Annotated in this window: 15 protein-coding genes and 3 pseudogenes; 11 read left to right on the forward strand and 7 right to left on the reverse strand. The window is 55.6% G+C overall.

The window, feature by feature from the left end:
• Window positions 1-216: 216 nt before the first annotated feature.
• The 9 genes and pseudogenes from ACR0ER_RS21520 to ACR0ER_RS21560 all read left to right on the forward strand — a co-directional run.
• Window positions 217-564 (forward strand): annotated as a pseudogene (locus tag ACR0ER_RS21520) (IS6 family transposase); the annotation flags it as partial.
• Window positions 565-1,171: 607 nt separating this feature from the next.
• The gene (locus tag ACR0ER_RS21525; protein WP_480770689.1) at window positions 1,172-2,254 is read left to right on the forward strand and encodes an MHYT domain-containing protein; all 1,083 of its coding nucleotides are present in this window, start codon (window positions 1,172-1,174) and stop codon (window positions 2,252-2,254) included.
• A 138-nt stretch (window positions 2,255-2,392) separates the two neighbouring features.
• Entirely contained in the window at window positions 2,393-3,226 is an 834-nt protein-coding gene (locus tag ACR0ER_RS21530; protein WP_480770690.1) for an FAD binding domain-containing protein, read from the forward strand.
• 13 nt (window positions 3,227-3,239) lie between these two features.
• The gene (locus ACR0ER_RS21535) at window positions 3,240-3,734 is read left to right on the forward strand and encodes a (2Fe-2S)-binding protein (RefSeq protein WP_093963851.1); all 495 of its coding nucleotides are present in this window, start codon (window positions 3,240-3,242) and stop codon (window positions 3,732-3,734) included.
• The gene (locus ACR0ER_RS21540; protein WP_480770691.1) at window positions 3,731-6,148 is read left to right on the forward strand and encodes an aerobic carbon-monoxide dehydrogenase large subunit; all 2,418 of its coding nucleotides are present in this window, start codon (window positions 3,731-3,733) and stop codon (window positions 6,146-6,148) included. Before ACR0ER_RS21535 ends, ACR0ER_RS21540 begins: the two co-directional genes overlap by 4 nt.
• Window positions 6,149-6,201: 53 nt before the next feature.
• Window positions 6,202-7,068, forward strand: coding sequence for an AAA family ATPase (locus ACR0ER_RS21545; protein ID WP_480770692.1), 867 nt, complete (start codon window positions 6,202-6,204; stop codon window positions 7,066-7,068).
• Window positions 7,068-8,255, forward strand: coding sequence for a vWA domain-containing protein (locus tag ACR0ER_RS21550; RefSeq protein WP_480770693.1), 1,188 nt, complete (start codon window positions 7,068-7,070; stop codon window positions 8,253-8,255). The genes ACR0ER_RS21545 and ACR0ER_RS21550 overlap by 1 nt, the downstream gene beginning before the upstream one ends.
• Window positions 8,256-8,267: 12 nt before the next feature.
• Window positions 8,268-9,080, forward strand: coding sequence for an XdhC family protein (locus ACR0ER_RS21555; protein ID WP_480770694.1), 813 nt, complete (start codon window positions 8,268-8,270; stop codon window positions 9,078-9,080).
• Between the two features lie 106 nt (window positions 9,081-9,186).
• Window positions 9,187-9,639, forward strand: a complete 453-nt coding sequence (locus tag ACR0ER_RS21560; protein ID WP_480770695.1) for an SRPBCC family protein — start codon at window positions 9,187-9,189, stop codon at window positions 9,637-9,639.
• A 289-nt stretch (window positions 9,640-9,928) separates the two neighbouring features.
• Here the strand turns inward: ACR0ER_RS21560 and ACR0ER_RS21565 are convergent, their stop codons facing one another.
• The 4 genes from ACR0ER_RS21565 to ACR0ER_RS21580 form a co-directional block, all read right to left on the reverse strand.
• Window positions 9,929-11,812 (reverse strand): amidohydrolase family protein, encoded by a 1,884-nt coding sequence (locus tag ACR0ER_RS21565; protein ID WP_480770696.1) that lies wholly within the window; start codon window positions 11,810-11,812, stop codon window positions 9,929-9,931.
• A 72-nt stretch (window positions 11,813-11,884) separates the two neighbouring features.
• A complete protein-coding gene (locus tag ACR0ER_RS21570) occupies window positions 11,885-13,063 on the reverse strand; it encodes a carbohydrate porin (protein WP_480770697.1) in 1,179 nt (392 codons plus the stop codon).
• Window positions 13,060-13,824: a DUF3299 domain-containing protein gene (locus tag ACR0ER_RS21575; RefSeq protein ID WP_480770698.1), complete on the reverse strand. Its 765-nt coding sequence runs from the start codon at window positions 13,822-13,824 to the stop codon at window positions 13,060-13,062. Before ACR0ER_RS21575 ends, ACR0ER_RS21570 begins: the two co-directional genes overlap by 4 nt.
• A 26-nt stretch (window positions 13,825-13,850) precedes the next feature.
• Entirely contained in the window at window positions 13,851-15,401 is a 1,551-nt protein-coding gene (locus ACR0ER_RS21580; RefSeq protein ID WP_480770699.1) for a metal-dependent hydrolase family protein, read from the reverse strand.
• On the opposite strand from ACR0ER_RS21580, the gene ACR0ER_RS21585 reads away from it, so the two are divergent.
• Complete coding sequence (locus tag ACR0ER_RS21585; RefSeq protein ID WP_480770700.1) at window positions 15,391-16,392, forward strand: helix-turn-helix domain-containing protein; 1,002 nt, start codon at window positions 15,391-15,393, stop codon at window positions 16,390-16,392. The genes ACR0ER_RS21580 and ACR0ER_RS21585 overlap by 11 nt on opposite strands.
• A 153-nt stretch (window positions 16,393-16,545) precedes the next feature.
• On the opposite strand, the pseudogene ACR0ER_RS21590 reads toward ACR0ER_RS21585, so the two are convergent.
• Window positions 16,546-16,707: pseudogene (locus ACR0ER_RS21590) on the reverse strand (cytochrome ubiquinol oxidase subunit I); the annotation flags it as partial.
• 13 nt (window positions 16,708-16,720) lie between these two features.
• On the opposite strand from ACR0ER_RS21590, the pseudogene ACR0ER_RS21595 reads away from it, so the two are divergent.
• Window positions 16,721-17,254: pseudogene (locus ACR0ER_RS21595) on the forward strand (integrase core domain-containing protein); the annotation flags it as partial.
• Between the two features lie 259 nt (window positions 17,255-17,513).
• Here the strand turns inward: ACR0ER_RS21595 and ACR0ER_RS21600 are convergent.
• The gene (locus tag ACR0ER_RS21600) at window positions 17,514-17,804 is read right to left on the reverse strand and encodes a hypothetical protein (protein ID WP_480770701.1); all 291 of its coding nucleotides are present in this window, start codon (window positions 17,802-17,804) and stop codon (window positions 17,514-17,516) included.
• A gap of 152 nt (window positions 17,805-17,956) precedes the next feature.
• The gene (locus tag ACR0ER_RS21605) at window positions 17,957-18,964 is read right to left on the reverse strand and encodes a helix-turn-helix domain-containing protein (protein ID WP_480770702.1); all 1,008 of its coding nucleotides are present in this window, start codon (window positions 18,962-18,964) and stop codon (window positions 17,957-17,959) included.
• Window positions 18,965-19,082 lie beyond the last annotated feature (118 nt).

Genomic DNA, 19,082 nt, shown 5'->3' on the forward strand with positions numbered 1-19,082 from the left:
CCAAACCAAACTTTCTGCAATGTTGTTAGCCAAAAAAGTTATGATGGGGCTTCACGTGGTTTAGCGGTATTTGGGGGATCGTATTTTGAGCCTCGTCTATCCATGGGTATTTCTGGTCACGCTTGCGCAGGTGTGTTTAGCCTTCGGAATCACTGTGCAGGTCTTGTCAGAAGAACATTGCTTGAGCGGGGCAGGGCGGTTGCGTGGCTTTTGCTCATACCCAGACCTGCCTTTTTCAAATACTTTAAAACCAGTCCCGAGATCATCCGCCTTGCGGTGATGCTTTACGTTCGGTTCCCGCTATCGCTTCGAAATGTAGAAGACCTGTTGCATGAGCGTGGCATCGAAGTCAGCCACGAGACAGTGCAGCATTGCTGGAACCGTTTCGGCCCGATGTTCGCATCGGAAATCCGGAGAACATGGTTCCAACAGTTGCGGGCATACTCAAAATCGAAATGGCATGTGGATGAAGTCTTCGCAAAGGTGAACGGCAAGCGGCATTATCTGTGGCGTGCAGTAGATCATGAAACGGACTTCGCGAACCATCTTCTGCGTGAAAAGAGAAAATTGGAAACTGACGCGCAGCCGATTTGTCAGCACCATGCTTCAACAAGGAAATTCCCCTATCTGATGGCAGGCTGATGCACCGCCTGGGATCTGGACAAAACGGCAGGTGCGACGGGTCACAAGGCGATATAGTGATCAGAAGATGGACAGTGTAATCGCGAAGTGTTCAAACGCGTTCGCGCCTATTTGGCCACGTAACCTTCGGGCCAAATGGATCTTTGCTCCAGTCTGGCCCGTACTCTACATAGTGCTCGCCTGGATAGGTCGGTAGCAGTAGGAGGCAAGCAAAATGTCTTTAGCGGTGAAGCTTGTTTGGACGCAACTTGAATGGAATGTCCAGTAAATGCCACCTTTCATGTCTAGATCCGCAACCACTTTTACTAAGAGCGATTCCTGTCTAGCCAGGACACCCTCGTGCAGACGCGTTCAGCCGCTGCTGCCGAATGGCGCGAACTCGGTGCCGGACACAGGACAGCTTTGCTAGCCTCGCTGAGACCGCTTCAATTCCTCAGCGCGTGATGCTGCAGTCCGGTCAGAGTAGATTGTGCCGGGAATTTCAGTTTGCTAACGTCAGACACGCGCTGGGGAGGGCGGATACACCTTTATGCTGGACTATTCGCACAACGCCTGGCTTGTGGCGGCCTCTTTGGCCGTGGCGCTGATGGCCGGATTCACCGGCCTTTATCTGACGCATGGCGCGTCCCGCCTGGATAGCCAACGCCGCAAGTTTGTCGTTGCTCTGGCTGCGGTAATTCTGGGCGGCGGTATCTGGTCGATGCATTTCGTTGCCATGCTGGGCCTGCAGCTGCCGATACTGTTTTACTACGACGCTCTGATCACTCTGATCTCTGCGCTTGTAGCGATCCTAATGGTTGGGCTGGCGCTGCTGTTACTGCATTTCCGTCCGCGTACGCCTCAGACGATGATCGGATCGGGGGTGATCGTGGGGCTGGGTATCGTGGTGATGCACTACATTGGCATGGCCGGAATGCAGCTATGCCGCCCCGTGTACAGTGTTTTGGACGTGGCTCTGGCGACTTTGGCGTCGGTGATCCTGTCGGTCGCGGCCATTTGGGTTGCTTACGGTAACCGTACGCAACGCAATATTCTATTGGGCACTGTTTGCTTTGGGTTGGCCGTGTTTACTATGCATTTTGTGGCTACCGGTCTGACCGACTTTGTGGCAATCGACACCGCCGGCGGTGCGGGGCCCGCGCTGGACAATCAGGTTCTGGCCATGGGAGTCACAGTTTCTGTTTTCTTGATCTGCGGAGCTTTTCTGCTGACCGGGATCTCGTTCATCGAACCGAAGGAAAAGCTGGTACCCGAACGCACGCTGGAACCCGCAACCCTGCGCGCCGGAGTTCCGTTCGAGCGTGAAGGCCAGACATATTTCACGGAACCCGCCAGCATTGCCGCCATCCGGGCCGAGGGGCATTATACTGTTCTCTATATGGGGGCTGAAAAACTATTCTGTCCTTGGTCGATCACCGAGGCTGAAAACCGCCTGAAACCGGACGGTTTTTTGCGCGCCCATCGCAGCTATTTGGTGAACCCCAAACACGTCTCTAGCTTTGAACGTCACAAGGACAACGGTACCTGCTATTTTGACGGGGTCGACGCGCTGACCAAAGTGCCTGTCAGCCGGTCCCGCCTGACGGAAATTCGCGAGGCTTTAGGCCTCTGATCGCAGTTCGTGCAGCCTATTCGCATTTCGTGAATCAAGCCGCGCGACCTGTTCCCGATCTCTGGAAGCCTTAAGTCACACATTCTTTCCTTACTTCAGGTCCCCCAAGGCATAACGCTCGGACCCAGGGAGGAAAAAATGATACCAGCCGGTTTTGAGTATCACCGGCCAGGCGATATCGCCTCGGCCATCGGCATTCTGCAAGAACATGGAGACGAGGCGCGCGTGATCGCAGGCGGGCACAGCCTGATCCCGATGATGAAGCTGCGTATGGCTGAGATGGGCCATCTGGTCGACTTGCAGGCGATAGACGAATTGAAGGGCGTCGAGATTGGGACTGACACAGTGTCCTTGGGTGCGATGGTCACTCAACACGAACTTATCACGCATGACGGGTTGGCCACCACCATTCCGTTGATCCGCGAAGCTGCTATGCAGATCGCTGATCCGCAGGTGCGCTATATGGGTACAGTCGGTGGCAATGTGGCTAATGGCGATCCGGGCAATGATATGCCGGGGCTGATGCAATGCCTGAACGCGACGTTTGAGTTGTCCGGTCCCGATGGTAATCGCAACGTTGCGGCGCGTGATTTCTATGAGGCCGCTTACTTCACCGCCCGCGAAGATGAGGAAATCCTGACGCGTATCTCGATTCCGGTCCCCGGATCCGGCGTAGGGCAGGCTTACGAAAAGCAAAAACGTAAGATAGGCGACTACGCGACCGCCGCCGCCGCAGTGATGGTTGGAAATGGCATGGCGTCAGTTGCGATGACCAATCTGGCCGACACACCCGTCTGGTCCGAAAGTGCGAGCAGTGCTTTGGCGGGTGGTGATGTCGAAGGCTGCGTGTCGGCAATGCTCGACGCGATCGACCCAGTGGCTGACAACCGCGGCCCCGTCGAATTCAAAAAACACGTGGCCGCCGTGATGCTGCGCCGCGCCATCGAACGCGCGCAAAGCCGCGCGGGCTGAGGGAGGAACACTCATGTCGAAGATGCACGTAAAACTCACCGTGAACGGCAAGCAGGTCGAAGGTCTGGCCGAGCCGCGCACGCTGTTGATCCACTTCCTGCGGGAAGATCTTAAAATTACCGGTCCTCATATTGGGTGCGAGACCAGCCATTGCGGCGCCTGTACCGTGGATATCGACGGTAAATCCGTCAAATCCTGCACAACTTTCGTAGCGCAAGTAAACGGAGCTGATATCACCACCGTCGAGGGGTTGACCAATGACGATGGCAGTCTCGGTGTGTTGCAAGAGATGTTCCGCGAGCATCACGGGCTGCAGTGCGGCTTCTGCACGCCGGGCATGATCACCCGCGCGCATCGCCTGCTGCAGGAAAACCCGAATCCGACAGAGGAAGAAATCCGCTTTGGCATGGCCGGAAACCTTTGCCGCTGTACCGGGTATCAGAACATCGTCAAGGCGATCTCAGCCTCGGCTGACATGCTCAATGCTCAGAAGGAGGCCGCGGAATGAACGATCAAACCATGACCCCCGAAGAACGCGCCGCCAATCTCAAAGGGATGGGAAGCTCGCGCAAACGCGTCGAGGATGTGCGCTTTACCCAAGGCAAGGGCAACTATGTCGACGACATAAAGCTGGACGGGATGCTGTTCGGCGCATTCGTCCGGTCGCCTTACGCACATGCCCGTGTCGTCAGTGTGAACAAAGAAGCCGCACTGGCCGTGCCCGGTGTTGTTGCCGTGTTGACAGCCGAAGATCTGGCTCCGCTGGGTCTGCATTGGATGCCGACGCTGGCCGGTGACAAGCAAATGGTGCTGGCTGATGGCAAGGTTCTGTTTCAGGGCCAGGAAGTCGCCTATGTCGTCGCCGAAAATCGATACATCGCAGCGGATGCGGCTGAGATGGTCGAGGTTGAGTACGAGGAACTGCCCGTCCTGACCGACCCGTTCGAAGCGCTGAAATCGGACGTTGTCCTGCGTGAAGACCTTGCGGGTCAGACCGAGGGCGCACACGGGCCGCGCAAGCATCACAACCACATCTTCACGTGGGAACAGGGCGACAAGGATGCAACCGAGACCGTTCTGGGTGAGGCCGATGTCGTGGCAGAAGAAATGGTCTATTACCATCGGACCCACCCATGTCCGCTGGAGACCTGTGGCTGTGTGGCTTCGATGGACAAAGTGACCGGTAAGCTTACGCTTTATGGGACCTTCCAGGCCCCGCACGCGATCCGAACCGTTGTGTCGCTAATCTCTGGTCTCGCCGAGCACAATATCCGGGTGATCAGCCCTGATATCGGTGGCGGCTTCGGTAACAAAGTTGGTGCTTATGCGGGCTATGTTTGCTCGGTTGTAGCCTCGATTGTCACCGGCCAACCGGTGAAATGGGTTGAGAACCGGATGGAAAACCTGATGTCCACCGCCTTTGCCCGCGACTACTGGATGCAGGGCAAGATCGCTGCGACCAAGGATGGCAAGATCACCGGACTCTGGTGCCATACCACAGCAGATCATGGTGGATTTGACGCCTGTGCCGACCCGACGAAGTTCCCGGCCGGTTTCATGAACATTTGCACCGGGTCGTATGATATCCCCACCGCTTATCTGGCTGTGGATGGTGTTTACACCAACAAGGCACCGGGCGGTGTCGCCTATAGGTGCTCGTTCAGGGTGACCGAGGCTGCGTATTTCATCGAGCGGATGATCGAGGTTCTGGCCATCAAGCTGAACATGGACGCGGCCGAGCTACGCCGGATCAACTTTATCCGCAAGGATCAGTTCCCATATCAGTCTGCGCTGGGATGGGAATATGACTCGGGCGACTATCACACTGCGTGGGATAAGGCGTTGAAGGCCGTGGACTATTACGGTCTGCGGGGAGAGCAGGCGCAGCGGATCGAGGACTTCAAAGCCGGAAAGACCCGTAAACTGCTGGGAATCGGCCTGACGCATTTCACCGAAATCGTCGGGGCTGGGCCGGTCAAGAACTGCGATATCCTAGGGTTGGGAATGTTCGACTCGTGCGAAATCCGGATTCACCCAACCGGTTCCGCCATCGCACGGCTGGGGACGATCAGCCAAGGTCAGGGCCATGCTACGACTTTTGCCCAGATCATTGCTAGCGAGATCGGCCTGCCTGCCGATGACATCACGCTGGAAGAAGGTGACACTGATACCGCGCCTTATGGGCTTGGCACCTACGGGTCTCGGTCGACACCCGTTGCCGGCGCGGCAACGGCGATGGCTGCACGCAAAATCCGCGCCAAGGCGCAGATGATCGCAGCTTACTTGCTTGAAGTCCACGACGACGACGTCGAATGGGACGTTGATCGGTTCTCGGTCAAAGGCGCGCCTGAGCGGTTCAAGACCATGAAGGAAATCGCCTTTGCTGCCTACAATCAGGCGATACCAGGATTGGAACCCGGTCTTGAGGCTGTAAGCTACTATGATCCGCCGAACATGACCTATCCGTTCGGGGCCTATATCTGTGTCATGGAGATCGACGTGGATACTGGCGAATGGGACGTCCGGCAGTTCTATGCGTTGGACGACTGCGGTACCCGGATCAACCCGATGATCATCGAAGGGCAGGTCCATGGCGGCGTGACCGAGGCGCTGGCCATCGCGATGGGTCAGGAAATCGCCTATGATGAGATGGGCAACGTGAAGACTGGCACTCTGATGGACTTCTTCCTGCCCACGGCATGGGAGACGCCCAACTACACCACTGATCACACGGTGACACCATCTCCGCATCACCCGATCGGTGCCAAGGGCGTGGGCGAGAGCCCGAATGTCGGCGGCGTGCCTGCATTCTCGAACGCAGTGCATGATGCATTCCGCCCATTTGGCCTTGTCCAGAGCCATATGCCGCATGACCACTGGCGTATCTGGAAGATCTCCAACGGTTTGGGAATGCACGGCTAACAGGAAAAGCCGCCGCGCTTAAATACGGCGCGGCTGCAATCCAGGAGAATTGCATGAGCTTGCAGGACATACAGCAAGGCTTGGCTGAGGTGGGCTATGTTGCCGACGACCGTTTGGCGATGGCACTGCATCTGGCGCAGACGCTTGGGCGTCCGTTGCTGTTGGAAGGGCCAGCAGGGGTCGGAAAAACCGAGGTCGCAAAGGCGTTGGCGGCACAGCGCGCGGCGCGGTTGATCCGGTTGCAATGCTACGAAGGGCTGGATGCCAGCCACGCGATATATGAATGGAATTACCAGCGCCAGTTGCTGGCTATTCGTGCAAGCGAGGCACAGGGTGGCACCAGCGAGGCCCAGCTATTTACTGATGACTATCTGCTGAAGCGACCTTTACTGGAAGCAATCAGCGAAGAAGAACCGCCTGTTCTGCTGATCGATGAAATCGACCGCGCGGATGAGGAGTTTGAGGCCTATCTACTGGAAATCTTATCCGACTTTCAGATCACCATCCCTGAACTCGGTACCATCAAAGCGCGTTCGCGGCCTACCGTGATCCTGACGGCGAATGGGACTCGGGACCTGTCGGACGCGCTGCGGCGTCGGTGCCTGTATAGTTTCCTCGACTACCCGTCGCGTGAAACGGAAATGGCGATCCTGAAAGCCCGCATGCCCGAAGTCGAAGGGCTGTTGGCGCGCCAGATTATTGGCGTTGCGCAGGCATTGCGCAAAGAGGATTTGGAAAAGACCCCGGGCATCGCCGAGATGCTGGACTGGGCGGCGGCCCTGTCGGGGCTGGGTGTCAACGACATGGCGCAATCCCGTGAAGAAGTTCAGGCGACCCTTGTCTGCCTTCTGAAAACCGCAGCCGACTATGACGCTGCCCCGCCCGAAGTGATGGATCGCTTGATCGGAAAGGTGGCGTGATGCAGGTCACCCGGTTCCCCGCTCGCGCATCTGGTTTGTCGGATCGCATGTCCGGTTTCATCGCACATCTGCGCATGAACGGAATGCGCGTCGGGCCTGCTGAGACGGGGGACGCAATGGCTGCGCTGGCGGCGGTTGAGGCGACGGATGTGAGCCAAGCCCAGCAGGCACTTTGCGTGTTGCTGGCGGGCGACGCCGACGATTGGCGGCGGTTCGATGACCTGTTCGAAGCCTATTGGTTCAATACCGGCAAGCAACGCACCGGAACCGCCCAAACGGCCCATTTGCGGGTTCAATCCGCCAAGCCGATGATCTGGCAGCAAGAGAGCCAGGATGCTCAGGAAACCGAGACCGGTACGGATCAGGCCGCCGCACCTGATTCCGGCGACGGGGAGGCCGTGGGGAGAGACGGGAAGCTGATTGCAACCCGTACGGCCAACCTGTCGCGCCGGGACTTGCGCGAGCTGATGGATGAAGACGCTCTTAGGCAAGCGGAACAGGCCGCAACCGCCATCGCGCGTGCAATCCGCGACCGGCGTTCGCGCAGGCGGAAACAAGCGTTACGTGGACCGGCTCTGGATATGCGCCGGATACAACGCGCCTGCCTCGCAAGAGGTGGAGAGCCCATGGATCTGTATCGCCGTGCTCGCCCACCGCGCCCGATGCGGATCGTAGCTTTGTGTGACGTAAGCGGTTCGATGACGGTCTATTCGCGGGTTTTTCTGGCATTCCTCAAAGGTCTGATTGGCAGTGGAACAGAGGCGGATGCCTATCTCTTTCACACCCGTCTGATGCGCGTGACTGATGCACTGCGCGATCATGACACGCTGCGCGCGGCTGGACGGTTATCACTCATGGCCGAAGGGTTTGGCGGTGGGACCGACATCTCGGGAAGCCTTGAGAGGTTTCTGAACGGATACGGTGCCCGCGCATTGAACGGGCGGACGATCGTATTGATCCTCTCGGACGGCTATTGCAGTGCGTCGCCTGAGGCCCTGGGAGATGCTCTGGCTCGGATTCGGCGCAAGGCGCGGCGGGTTGTTTGGCTGAATCCTCTTAAAGGATGGAAAGACTATCAGCCCATTGCCGCCGCTATGCAGGCTGCGGAGCCGTATCTGGATGCGCACCTACCGGCCAACACGCTCAACGCGCTGGCGGCGTTGGAACCCGAATTCCGAAAACTGTGAAAGGACACGTTGATGGCAGGTTTCGACATTTTCGACACGATTGAGGAGTTGCGTCAAAAGGGCGACGCCTTTTGCGTGGCAACGGTCCTTCGAACTGCCGACGCAACCTCGGCCAAGGCAGGTGGCAAGGCCGTAATCACGCGGGACGGTCGTATATTGGGGCATCTGGGCGGAGCGTGTGTGCAGCGCGTCGTACGCGCATCGGCGCAGGAGGCACTTGCGTGTGGTACTCCGAAAATGATCCGCGTGAAACCTTCGGACAAGGTAGTTTCGATGACAGACCCGGATGGTGTTGAGACCTTCAAAAGCGGTTGTCCTTCGGGCGGAACGGTCGATTTGCTGATCGAACCCTATCAGCACGCCCCGCGCCTGATCATATTCGGAGAGTCTCCGATTGCACATGCGCTTGCCGCGCACGCGGCGCTGATCGGGTTGCGTGTTTGCTTGCCTGAAGGTTCAGAAAGCTCGGTGGATTTCATCGGTTTTGATCCGAATGACCTAAGCGCATTGGGGGTTGAACCACGCGATTTCGCGGTAGTTGCCTCACAGGGGAAGGACGATGGTGCAGCGCTGAAATCTGCACTTGAATCACCAGCGCGGCGCGTTTCGATGGTCGCGAGCCACCGCAAGGCCAAGGTTTTGTGCGAGAGGTTGGAAGCGCAGGGAATGACCGCCGAGCAGACCAGTCGGCTCAAGTCACCGGCCGGTCTGGATATACATGCGATCGACCCGCACGAAATCGCCCTGTCGATCCTCGCCGAGATCATCCTTTGGCGGAATTCAGACAAATCCGAGGAGACGTCGCATGATGAAAAAATGGCGTAAATGGTTGCAGTCCTTTCGGACTGTGAAGCCGGAACAGACCCCGGAAGAGGCGACCGAAGCCGCACTTCGCGTTTTCCCAAGATGCTGTTGAGTAAAGGACTCTCAAATGGAACTAAATGACGAAATCCGAATCTCTGCTCCGCGTGACGTCGTGTACCGAGCGCTAAATGATCCGGATGTGTTGCGTGAGTGCATTCCCGGTTGTGAGGAATTGATCCAGCATTCTCCCGAGCACTTGGAGGCCAAAGTTGTGCTCAAAATCGGCCCCGTCAAGGCTCGGTTCAGCGGCGAAGTGACGTTGGATAACTCCAAAGCTCCGGATGAGTTTTCCCTGACTGGTGAAGGAAAAGGAGGCGCTGCGGGCTTTGCCAAAGGGGGTGCGGATGTCAATCTTAGCACGGAGGGCGAGGAAACGGTTTTATCCTATACTGCCAAGGTCACAATCGGCGGAAAAATAGCGCAATTGGGCAGCCGTTTGATTTCAGGGACTGCAAAAAAACTTTCAGCCAAGTTTTTCGACAGGTTTGGGGAAATCGTGGCCGAGCAACACGTCGGCTAGGGTCAGGACTTCGATAACGGGGCCTTCCCAGTCAAACGGTTTGGCGCAAAATTTTTTGATCCGCCGAAGCGGTGTTGTCAGGCCTGTACTTGCCCGCCATGCTATGGGAGTCGATCATGGATACTTTAAACCAAAGCGGAGCCGTTCCTCACAACTTGCAAATGATTGACAGGGTCCTGTCAGAAGAACTTGGCTTGAGGCGAGCAGGGTGCTCTCGTAGCCTTCGCGCATGATTAAACAATCGCCATTCAAGTATTTCAAAACCAGCCCCGAGATTAGTCTCTGCGAGTTAGTTTGCTCTGCGTTGTTCCGACTGATTAAGTCTAGAACCTCCCGTTTTGGACATCATGGCCTTCGCATAGTCGCGTTTTGCTGTCGCAGGGTCCTCGAAGCGAGCATGCACGACGCAAAAGAACAGGGCACCGTCATCTAGACCGTTGTGAGGCGTAAACCAATCTAAGGGGTCGGTCGGTTCTACCGATGCAGTCTGATTGGTTGGTGGAGCGGTAGGTGCGACATTCGCTTCACTATTTGTGATGTCATCGAGCAGTGTTGGACGGGCAGTGCCAGTATCCGGCGTGAGAATACCCATGATCTGCTCGCGACCGGCCGGAACGAAACGCCCGCTCTTCTCGACTGGAAACCGGATCGACTGTCCTGCATAAACATCTCGCTGCACTTCGCTGTTCCTGACAACAATCGTGCCGTTAACAAGCACATACGGAATGCCTTCTGACGGAAGACCTTGCTGACCGAGAGTATAGTTCGCCTTTTCGGTCACAGTCTCCGGATCAAAAATAGTGATGTCCGCGACCATGCCTTCTTGCATTCGCCCACGCACCTGCATTGCTCGCAAGCCTGTGTCACCTAATCGCTTAGCGTGGATGTAACTTAGCTGGGTGAGTGTGAGCATAAGAGGTACATTCGCTTCGCGAGCCAGTCTCAAGACAAGCGCGTGGCTGCCTGCTGACCGGGGATGCCCAGCGTAGTTTTCATAGGGAGCATCCCAACTCATCAAGTTGCCCTCGATGTCTAGCCCGGCCATACCGTCGCCCGAGATGCCATAGCCCGCGATGGTGATCCAATCATTCAGCCATTGCTCCCTTGGCGGGCTGAAAACAATTGCCGTCCGTCCCGGTTCATTCTCGGCGAAGTTCAAAAACTCGTCTTTTGTCACGAAACGGTCGAGCTGGGGATCAAAGATGGTGTCCTCGTATTTGTACCCCATCGAACCTTCCCAGTTTTCGGGGGCGATGATCGAGGCTCCGTAGTTTCCCGATCCGGCAGTCCAAGGATAGTAGCTGGACCAGACGTTGTAGCCTTGGTCGCGGGCCATCTGGAGCTTTTCCTGATTTTCCCACCATCCATAATCATTGTCATGATGTATGTGCAGCGGTGCACCAAGCACCATCGCATTGACCAAGATTTCATTTACACCCGTCTGTGTTTCTGTCGGTGTTGAAGCACTAGGATGAAATCGGTGATGGACAGAGGTCAATCTACTGTAACGCGCCGCAGCCCGTTGCGCTTCGAACATCTCGTAGGTCGTAATACCCTCGCGGGCATAGCCGATGGTCGATCCGACGCCGAGGGCTCCAAGACGTAGTCCCTCATCAAGCTGGGCAGTGATTTCGTTCATCTGCTCACGGTTGCTTGGAACAGAAGACCACCCCTCGACGCCGTCCTCCACGGATTGTGCCCTCAATGCGAAAAAGTTCCGGAAGTCTATGTCCCCACCTTCCAGCACAAGGCCGTCATGAACCCGCATCCGTGCGAATTCTTGTCCAACGACCGTGCCATAGTTTGCCTGCGTCGCGCCTTGGCGCGCAGCATACCATTCCTCGATATTCGCGGCCCCAACCTCAAAATCCATCTGAGTCGTGACGCCATCCCGAAGGTTGACCTTGATGCCCCAAGGGTCAAGCCCGTGCTGCTCGAGATCGATAAACCCGGGCGCAACAACGTGCCCTGTGGCGTCGATGGACTCGTCACCGTCAATTGCTTCGTCAGTAATCGCAGTGATCCAACCGTTGCTTATTCCTACGTTTGCGATCTGATCGAACCCGGTTTCCGGGTCCATCACCCGACCATTGAGAATGACAATGTCGTACGTTTGCGCGACGCAGAAAGTGGAACACACAGACAAAGTGCCAGCCAGAAACAGGGTACGCATGGATAAATCCTTTCTTTGGTCAGCAATTCGGAATGTTTTGACATCTTATTGACGTCTGCTTTGGGCTCCACATCAGAAAACGATCCGGGTTCTGAGGCCGAACAGCGTAATGCTATCCTGCGTGGGGTTCAGCAGTGGGTTCGATATGTACTGCAGCGACGGTGTGATCTGCAGTCCGGGTGAGATTGAAAAACGGTAGAATGCTTCGAGGGTGAACTGATCACCGTCTATGCCTCTTGCCTCGGCCCAATTCAGGCCCAGCCCGGCCAAATCAGTATTGCGACCATAGTAACCCAGACCGGCAGAAACCGACCGATCATAAAGCGCAGCTGTCCCCTTTGACGCTCCAGCCCGAAAGAAGGGCATCCACTTATTGTCAACAAACCACGCGGCTGAAAACGCGGCGCCGTAGTCTTCTGGACGGCTACCATCGTCAGCCGCATCCGCATGCCAGAGGGTCAGATGGATATTGTCAAAATAGATGCGATCAAAGCCGGAAGTGTACCCAAGTTCGAGTGATTTGAAGAGATTGCCGTCGCTGAACACATCAAAATTTGGATCAGACGGGTCGGCATTTGCGTCTGAGAGGCTCGCAACAGCGTAAAAGTTTTCGCTCAGCTTTACCCCACCGGCAATACCAAGGCCTTGGTTGGGCGTGTTAATTGTCGGGTTGGTATTAAAAGACAGGTTTTGGAAACCACTGTAGGGGCTTACCAACCCATAGATATCCACAAAGTCTGTTACATCAATCTGCCCGACTTGCAGCGTCCACGAACCGTTCTCGGCCCTTTGGGTCCAGAACAGGTTGGTCAGCAGCAGACCATTATCGTTGAAGGCCGTTCCCGTGATTGAAAGGGCTCCGCCATCCAGACCGAGAAACTGCGGAGCAATGTCCGTGTAACTGTGCCGGTCTTCGACCTTGAATGTCAGGGAACCCCGTTCAGTCGCCTGCCAACTGCCGTAGAAGCGCGCAATTCCGCTGGCCGCTTCGCCGGTTCCCAGATCAGCATTCGTGGTTTGGCCCAGTGCCAGGTAGTCAATATTGAACCGAAACCCACCCTCAGCCAGTTGGTCTTTCCACTGAAACCAACCCGGTGCGACATTGCGTGGAAAATCGGAACGATATTGCGGATCAGTTAGACCATCTCCGGGCTCTAAATCCGCTTCGACAGAAGAAGGCCCAGACAGACCTTGAGCCGACGCTGCGCCAGTGAAGGCAATGCTCAATGCGGCAACGAGAAGTCTTATCATTCGGACGCCTTTGCACCGCCGGTCTTGCGATTTCCCGCCGCCCGGATGCGATCGGCGGCACGCAGCTTCCATTCCAGCCTGTTTGCCTCGGTTTCCAGAGTTTCGACACGTTCCGTCTCGAGCTGGAAAGTCGCATTCATAGGCATGAGGCCGTCCACAACCATCATGTTCTGAACAGAAGGATCGATAGTCAGCGTGCCCGTCAGACGAACGGGTTCGTGGAAATAGCTGGGCGCCCAATCGCTGTTCAACCGCACGCGAACCATCTGGTTGGGCGGAGGTGGAGGCATGTGGCTGCACATCCCTCTTTCTGGCACCAGATACGCCACAGGTCGACCGTCCGGATCACTCGGAGCAGGTATGGCGAAGCCCGCGAGTGTGATTGTTTGGCCGTCGAATTGCGGATTTCCGTTCGTTCCAGCCTTTCTTCGACGTTCCATTACGACCTCTCGCTGATCGAGTAGCCAGTCGACATCAATTCCATCAACTGCCAAGGCATCCTCAGTTTCGGTCAAAAGCGCTTGCCATTTTTGCCTCTCTTCTTCGCTGCCACTGTCCTGCTGCAGCCTGCCGCGTAGTCGTACGACGTACAGGATATCGTCGAATTGTTCGGGGCTGAGATCACGGTAGGGGTCTTCGAAGACCTGCGCGGATGGGTCTGGAAGGTCTGTCCAGTCCAACGCGGTGTCGGGCGTCGCCAGCGCGGTATGCCCACACCAAACCAACCCTGCGAGTATTACCGAGCGGAACCAATGTTGCATGAATAATCTCCGGCAATCTAGGCGGGTCAATCCAGTGTGTTTTTGTAGATGACACCGTCCTTCATGATCAGGCGGATCGTATCTGGACTTTCAGGCCTCGGGTCGGCACCGAACCATTGATCACCTGTGCCGACAACCGAGAAGTCTTCAAGTGGGTTACCGTCGATTAGTAGGATATCCGCATAGGCTCCTTCCTCGATAACGCCTAGCTTACCCTCGGGATAGGGGTTCATGAACGGTCCGGACAAAGCAGCGATTTCGCCACCAGTAGAAGTCATTGCGACCAACGAGGCGTGAGAACCAAAGAACTCATTATTGAGGTGCTTTTCGTAAGCAATTTGAATATTGCAGGCGGCTACAGACCCTACGCAATCCGTGTGAAACCCTCTTTTAGCTGGGCACTCATTCATGTTTTTTATGTAGTTGCCAAAAGCCTGCGTAGCTGACTGTGCCTTTCGTAAGCTGGCTGGTACATCTCGAATGGCAGGAATATCGAAGAGATTTGGGTCAAATGCGGTGAGATTGGTTGTGATATATGCTCCTTTCTCGCCCATCAGCGCCGATATTTCACAATCAAACATGAACCCGTGTTCAATTGATCGGACACCAGCATTCAGCGCCGCCATAATCGTTTCCTTTCGGTAGGAATGGGCCATGACGTAGCTTTCGTATTCGTTGGCAACCTGAACGGCTGCTTCCAGTTCTGCCGTCGATCCAGCCAACAACTGCCACGGGTCAAACGCTGAAACTACACCGCCTGATTGCATGTACTTCAGTTGGGTTGCTCCCATCCGGAAGTTGTTTCGAGCAAACTTGTACATGTCAGAGACACTGTCGACTTCTTGGGCCATGTTCAGACGGCTGAAGTTTGAAGACTGGCCGACAGGCGCCGTAAAGTTGGCAAAATCAGCATGGCCACCACGCGTACCAAGGAAAGCAGCCGCAGGATAAAAACGCGGTCCGGCGATGGTCCCAGAGTCTATTGCGCGACGAAGACCTCCGTTAGCTCCGCCTGCATCTCTTACGGTAGTAAAACCTTGCAATAAGTACATCTCAGCCATTTGAGTGCCGTGAATCGCAAGGTCTTCCCAAGTGCTGTTAGCTTCCATTGCGGGTAATGTGGGCCCAGGCAGCATTAGGTGCGCATGATTTTCAATGAAGCCGGGGGTTAGTGCCCGTCCCTCCCCGTCAATGACTGTAGCATTGGGGGCATCGATCGCATCGGTTGATACGGACTTAATCAGGTTTCCCTCGACCAATACGCTGGCATTCTCGATACGCTGTTCACTTACGCCATCGAAGATATGCACGTTAGTAAACAGCGTTTGGGGTTCTTCTTGATCCTGAGCCTGCGCGGACGCTGAAAAAGAAAGACCCGCAGCGAAAATTACCGTCGAGCAAAGCGACATTCGTAGACCGGACATAAGTACTCCCTTCATATTCATGTTTCGCCAACTGTAGTCCGGAAAGTTTTGCCTCGGTTGCCACTTTTGAATTAGGATGTTCGAATGTGATGAAAAAAAATGGCCACTGCTCACAGCAATTGATCCTGAAAGGGTAACGAGATTGCCGTTCAACTCTACCTCTCAAGAGCATAGCGAAGGGTTCATTCGCCTCGCGTTAGCGGCTCCTTTTCTGCAGTATCTCACCGACCGTGGGATCAACCCGCAACCGGCTTTGGATCAGGTCGGCTTGAAGTCCGAACTGTTGTCTGACCCTTTTGTCTATGTCCACTCAGAGTTGGTCTACGGTCTGCTAAATGCCTTCTCAGACTTGTCAGGGGACCGATACCTTGGCCTGAATGTAGGCGAGACTTTTGACCTGCAGGAATGGCCTCCGTTCGCTCAGGCCCTGCAATCAACAAACTCGCTGTTCGAGTTTTTTACCCGCTTTGTTGGGCTTGTACCGCAGGAGTCCAATTCCGTGCGGCACAGCCTAGTCATTGAAGCAGACAAAGCGACCTATCGTATCGAGAGACAACAGGAACCCGCTGTCCCACCCATTCAAGTGACCGGTTTTGGTGCCGCAATTTATGTACGCCTCTTGCAGACCGTCGTCGGAGATGCCTGGGAGGCTTCCCGTGTGCGTTGGGAAAGCCGATTTATTACTGGTCTGCCTGTCGACTACAAAGGGATCGAAGTCGGCCTTGGGACCGACCCCGGAATGCAAATTAGTTTTCCGGTGGAATGGTTGTTTCTGAACCATGCCTCTGAGGGCTCTGCCAAACCCTTTGCCTCGGCTCGACAGACTGAAGAAGTCACCGTGGTGGCCGCTTTACGATCCGTTCTGCGCGACAAGCTGGATGATACCGAACTGGGACCAGAGATGGTGGCCGGATTGCTGGGGATACAGCCGGAACGGTTTCTGAAAGCGCTTCAACAACAAGGCACGACGTTGCCCCGCGAGATCAAACGGCTACGTATCGATGTCGCCAAAGAACACCTCAAAGAAGACAAGATGACAATTGCGGAGATTGGTCTAATGCTCGGCTATTCTGACAAGTCCCATTTCACTCGCTTTTTCCGAGGTCAAACCGGAATGACACCGACTAAGTTCCGAAGCAAGTAAAGGTGGTCAAGCCAAAGGAGTGCCTAGAAGATGAGGCACTCATGGGATCAATCTGGAGAAGCCGTAGTGCGATGTTGAGCAGAATTGTCAACGAATTTAGTGGGTTGGATGCCGCCGTCGATACTACCTCTGCAACTGGATTTTTGGTTATGTATTCAGGTCATGTTTCAGGATCAGCGACGAGAGTTTCGGAATCGCAATAGCGTAGTCCAGGCGCTTTTCATACTCGATTGGAAGGCCAAACAGGATCAGCGGGGCACCTGCGGGATGGCTATCGAAGTGACCCTCCATCGCCATCTTTTTTTGCGGTTGATATCTGGGGTCATAGGACACGTTTTATGTCGGAACGCTCAAAGGCGTCGGGCGGGTTTACCAGCAGACCTATGTCGACACCTATTGCAAGGTGGCGCATGCCAGGCTCTCCACCACCAAGACACCGATCACCGCTGCCGACCTGCTCAATGACCGGGTGCTGCCATTCCATGACGAGCACGACCTGCCGGTGCTGCGGATCATGACAGATCGCGGGACGGAATATTGCGGGCGTGTCGACAAACACGATTTCCAGCCCTTCCTTGCGATCAACGATATCGACCACACCAAAACCGAGGTGAAATCACCGCAGACCAATGGCATCTGCGAACGGTATCACAAGACGGTGTTGCAGTAGTTTTATCAGGTCGCTTTCCGCAAGAAGCTCTACGACAGCATCGAAGCTTTGCAGGCCGATCTGGACGAATGGCTGCACCACTACAACCAAGGGCGCACTCATCAGCGCAAAATGTGTTGCGGCAGAACGCCGTTCCAGACCATGATCGAGGGCAAAGAAATCTGGAAGGGAAAGTTCCTGAACCAAACTTGACCTTACAGACACCGCCGGAAAAACGGCCAACTGTCAGATCACATCGGAACTGCTAAATTTGAAGGCCCACAACAAAGCTGCCACCCGGCTCGTTTAAGAGTTGGATGGCAGCCTATCAGAAACTGTGCGAGTTCTGTGCGGGGTGGTCAGTCAAGTTGCGTCTGGATGCTAACAGCGCATGTCCAAGGGACCCTATGCTGACCAATCAGGTGTGTTCGGCTGTATTTTCTCCTTTTTCTTTTGTGATGACGGTCGAGTTTCAGTCGTTCCGGTGTTTGTGGTCATCTTTGAAGTCGTCGCGGCGCTCTTGTGCTTCTTCCTGCGCGTCTTCAAAATTGTCTTTCTGAATCGCACCGCCTACGGCACCAACTGCGGCACCGGCGGCAGCGCCTCCTACGATGTTTTCGCCGGCAATGCCGGCGACAGTGGCGCCGACAACTGCGCCCTTGATCGCTTTGTCGGTGACGTAGTCGGCATGAGCTGTGGCTGCCATCGTGATAAGAAGCGCTCCGGAAATCGGCGCGAAAAAGAGTTTCTTCGAGGTCTTCATAGGGTTCATCCTTGTTCTGGGTCAGCAACCACCGCGGCTGCTGTGTGCCATTGAACTAGGTGACCCGATGGCCTGCTTTCTTTTGGAGACCGGACAAGGTTTTGTGGATCTTGGACATCTTACGGCCCCGCGCGCGGCAGGTGCCGGTGAACTTAGCGGCCAGCTTTACGGAACCTGGCGGGCGTTTCACCTGTCCAACGCTTGAACGCCACTGAAAAGGCGGCCTGATCCGCAAATCCAAGCATGAAGGCAACGCGGGCAACACCCTCACCACTACGAAGCATCCGCTTGGACAGGTCGCATAGCACCCCTTCTAAGAGTGCTTTAAAGCTTGTTCCTTCGGCCGACAGGTGTCTGGTCATAGTGCGCCGCGTAAGTCCAAGCTCTCCGGCTATATCGTCGCCGTTTGGAATCGGTCCGGGAAGACGCTCCCCGAGCATGTCCACAATGCGGTCGGACAAGCTTCGGACTGCATCAGGCTGAGCCTTTAGTTGCTCTTCCCCGTGCCTACGTAAATGCCCCAACAAAGTGGAATCTGCCGTTGGTATCTGAAAACTCATGCCGTTTGTGGGCAGATCCAAGGCGTATCCCGACTTGAAGCCTACGACTTCACATCCCGCCAAATCGGCCAGCCGTCGGCAGTGCTCGACATCGTCTGTTTCCAACTCGATAGAGATCGGGGCAAGCCCGCCAGAGGTGATTTGTTGAACTCTCTTATAGAGGCCGAATATCAGCATTTCGCGATGACGAGGATATTGATGCGCCGGGATTACATTGCTCTCCAGAGTGATCTTTGGCTCGTCGGGCGCCCCCACCACGTCCAGACGCAGGTCAGGGTCTTGCATTGCGTAAAAACGCTGCGTCAGCGCCAGCGCGTCTTCGATCGTTTCGGCTGCCCGCACGATGTAAGCCAAAAGCGTTCCGGGACCTTGCGCCGAAAGCCCAACGCGCGCGGCAAAAGTTTTGTCTTCCAAAACCCGGCAGGCGGTTTCAACTGCGCCCGCCTCATGTAGCAGCTCGACAGTTGCGTCGGGGCTGTCGCCGATATCAGAGGGTGCCCCCGCCATTTCCAGGACTTCAGGAAACGGAATGCGCGCGCCTGGTTCTTGTGAATAACGCAGCCCGACGTTTTGCAGTCTGTAAGCGCTGATGCGTGGCACTTTCGCGTCCTCCCCTGAATGGCACGCAACTCCCTGCAGTCACAGCAATTGTCCAGAAGACAATAACAAATGTCCAGAACCCTCAGGATCGCAGGCGCGATGACGTTTAGGTCCGGGT

The sequence above is a fragment of the Ruegeria sp. CH8 genome (assembly GCF_056536985.1).

Excerpts from the sequence above, each read along its gene's own strand:
- ACR0ER_RS21525 (WP_480770689.1), top strand. The coding sequence starts at position 1,172 with ATGCTGGACTATTCGCACAACGCCTGGCTTGTGGCGGCCTCTTTGGCC.
- ACR0ER_RS21530 (WP_480770690.1), top strand. The coding sequence starts at position 2,393 with ATGATACCAGCCGGTTTTGAGTATCACCGGCCAGGCGATATCGCCTCG.
- ACR0ER_RS21535 (WP_093963851.1), top strand. The coding sequence starts at position 3,240 with ATGTCGAAGATGCACGTAAAACTCACCGTGAACGGCAAGCAGGTCGAA.
- ACR0ER_RS21540 (WP_480770691.1), top strand. The coding sequence starts at position 3,731 with ATGAACGATCAAACCATGACCCCCGAAGAACGCGCCGCCAATCTCAAA.
- ACR0ER_RS21545 (WP_480770692.1), top strand. The coding sequence starts at position 6,202 with ATGAGCTTGCAGGACATACAGCAAGGCTTGGCTGAGGTGGGCTATGTT.
- ACR0ER_RS21550 (WP_480770693.1), top strand. The coding sequence starts at position 7,068 with ATGCAGGTCACCCGGTTCCCCGCTCGCGCATCTGGTTTGTCGGATCGC.
- ACR0ER_RS21555 (WP_480770694.1), top strand. The coding sequence starts at position 8,268 with ATGGCAGGTTTCGACATTTTCGACACGATTGAGGAGTTGCGTCAAAAG.
- ACR0ER_RS21560 (WP_480770695.1), top strand. The coding sequence starts at position 9,187 with ATGGAACTAAATGACGAAATCCGAATCTCTGCTCCGCGTGACGTCGTG.
- ACR0ER_RS21565 (WP_480770696.1), bottom strand. The coding sequence starts at position 11,812 with ATGCGTACCCTGTTTCTGGCTGGCACTTTGTCTGTGTGTTCCACTTTC.
- ACR0ER_RS21570 (WP_480770697.1), bottom strand. The coding sequence starts at position 13,063 with ATGATAAGACTTCTCGTTGCCGCATTGAGCATTGCCTTCACTGGCGCA.
- ACR0ER_RS21575 (WP_480770698.1), bottom strand. The coding sequence starts at position 13,824 with ATGCAACATTGGTTCCGCTCGGTAATACTCGCAGGGTTGGTTTGGTGT.
- ACR0ER_RS21600 (WP_480770701.1), bottom strand. The coding sequence starts at position 17,804 with ATGAAGACCTCGAAGAAACTCTTTTTCGCGCCGATTTCCGGAGCGCTT.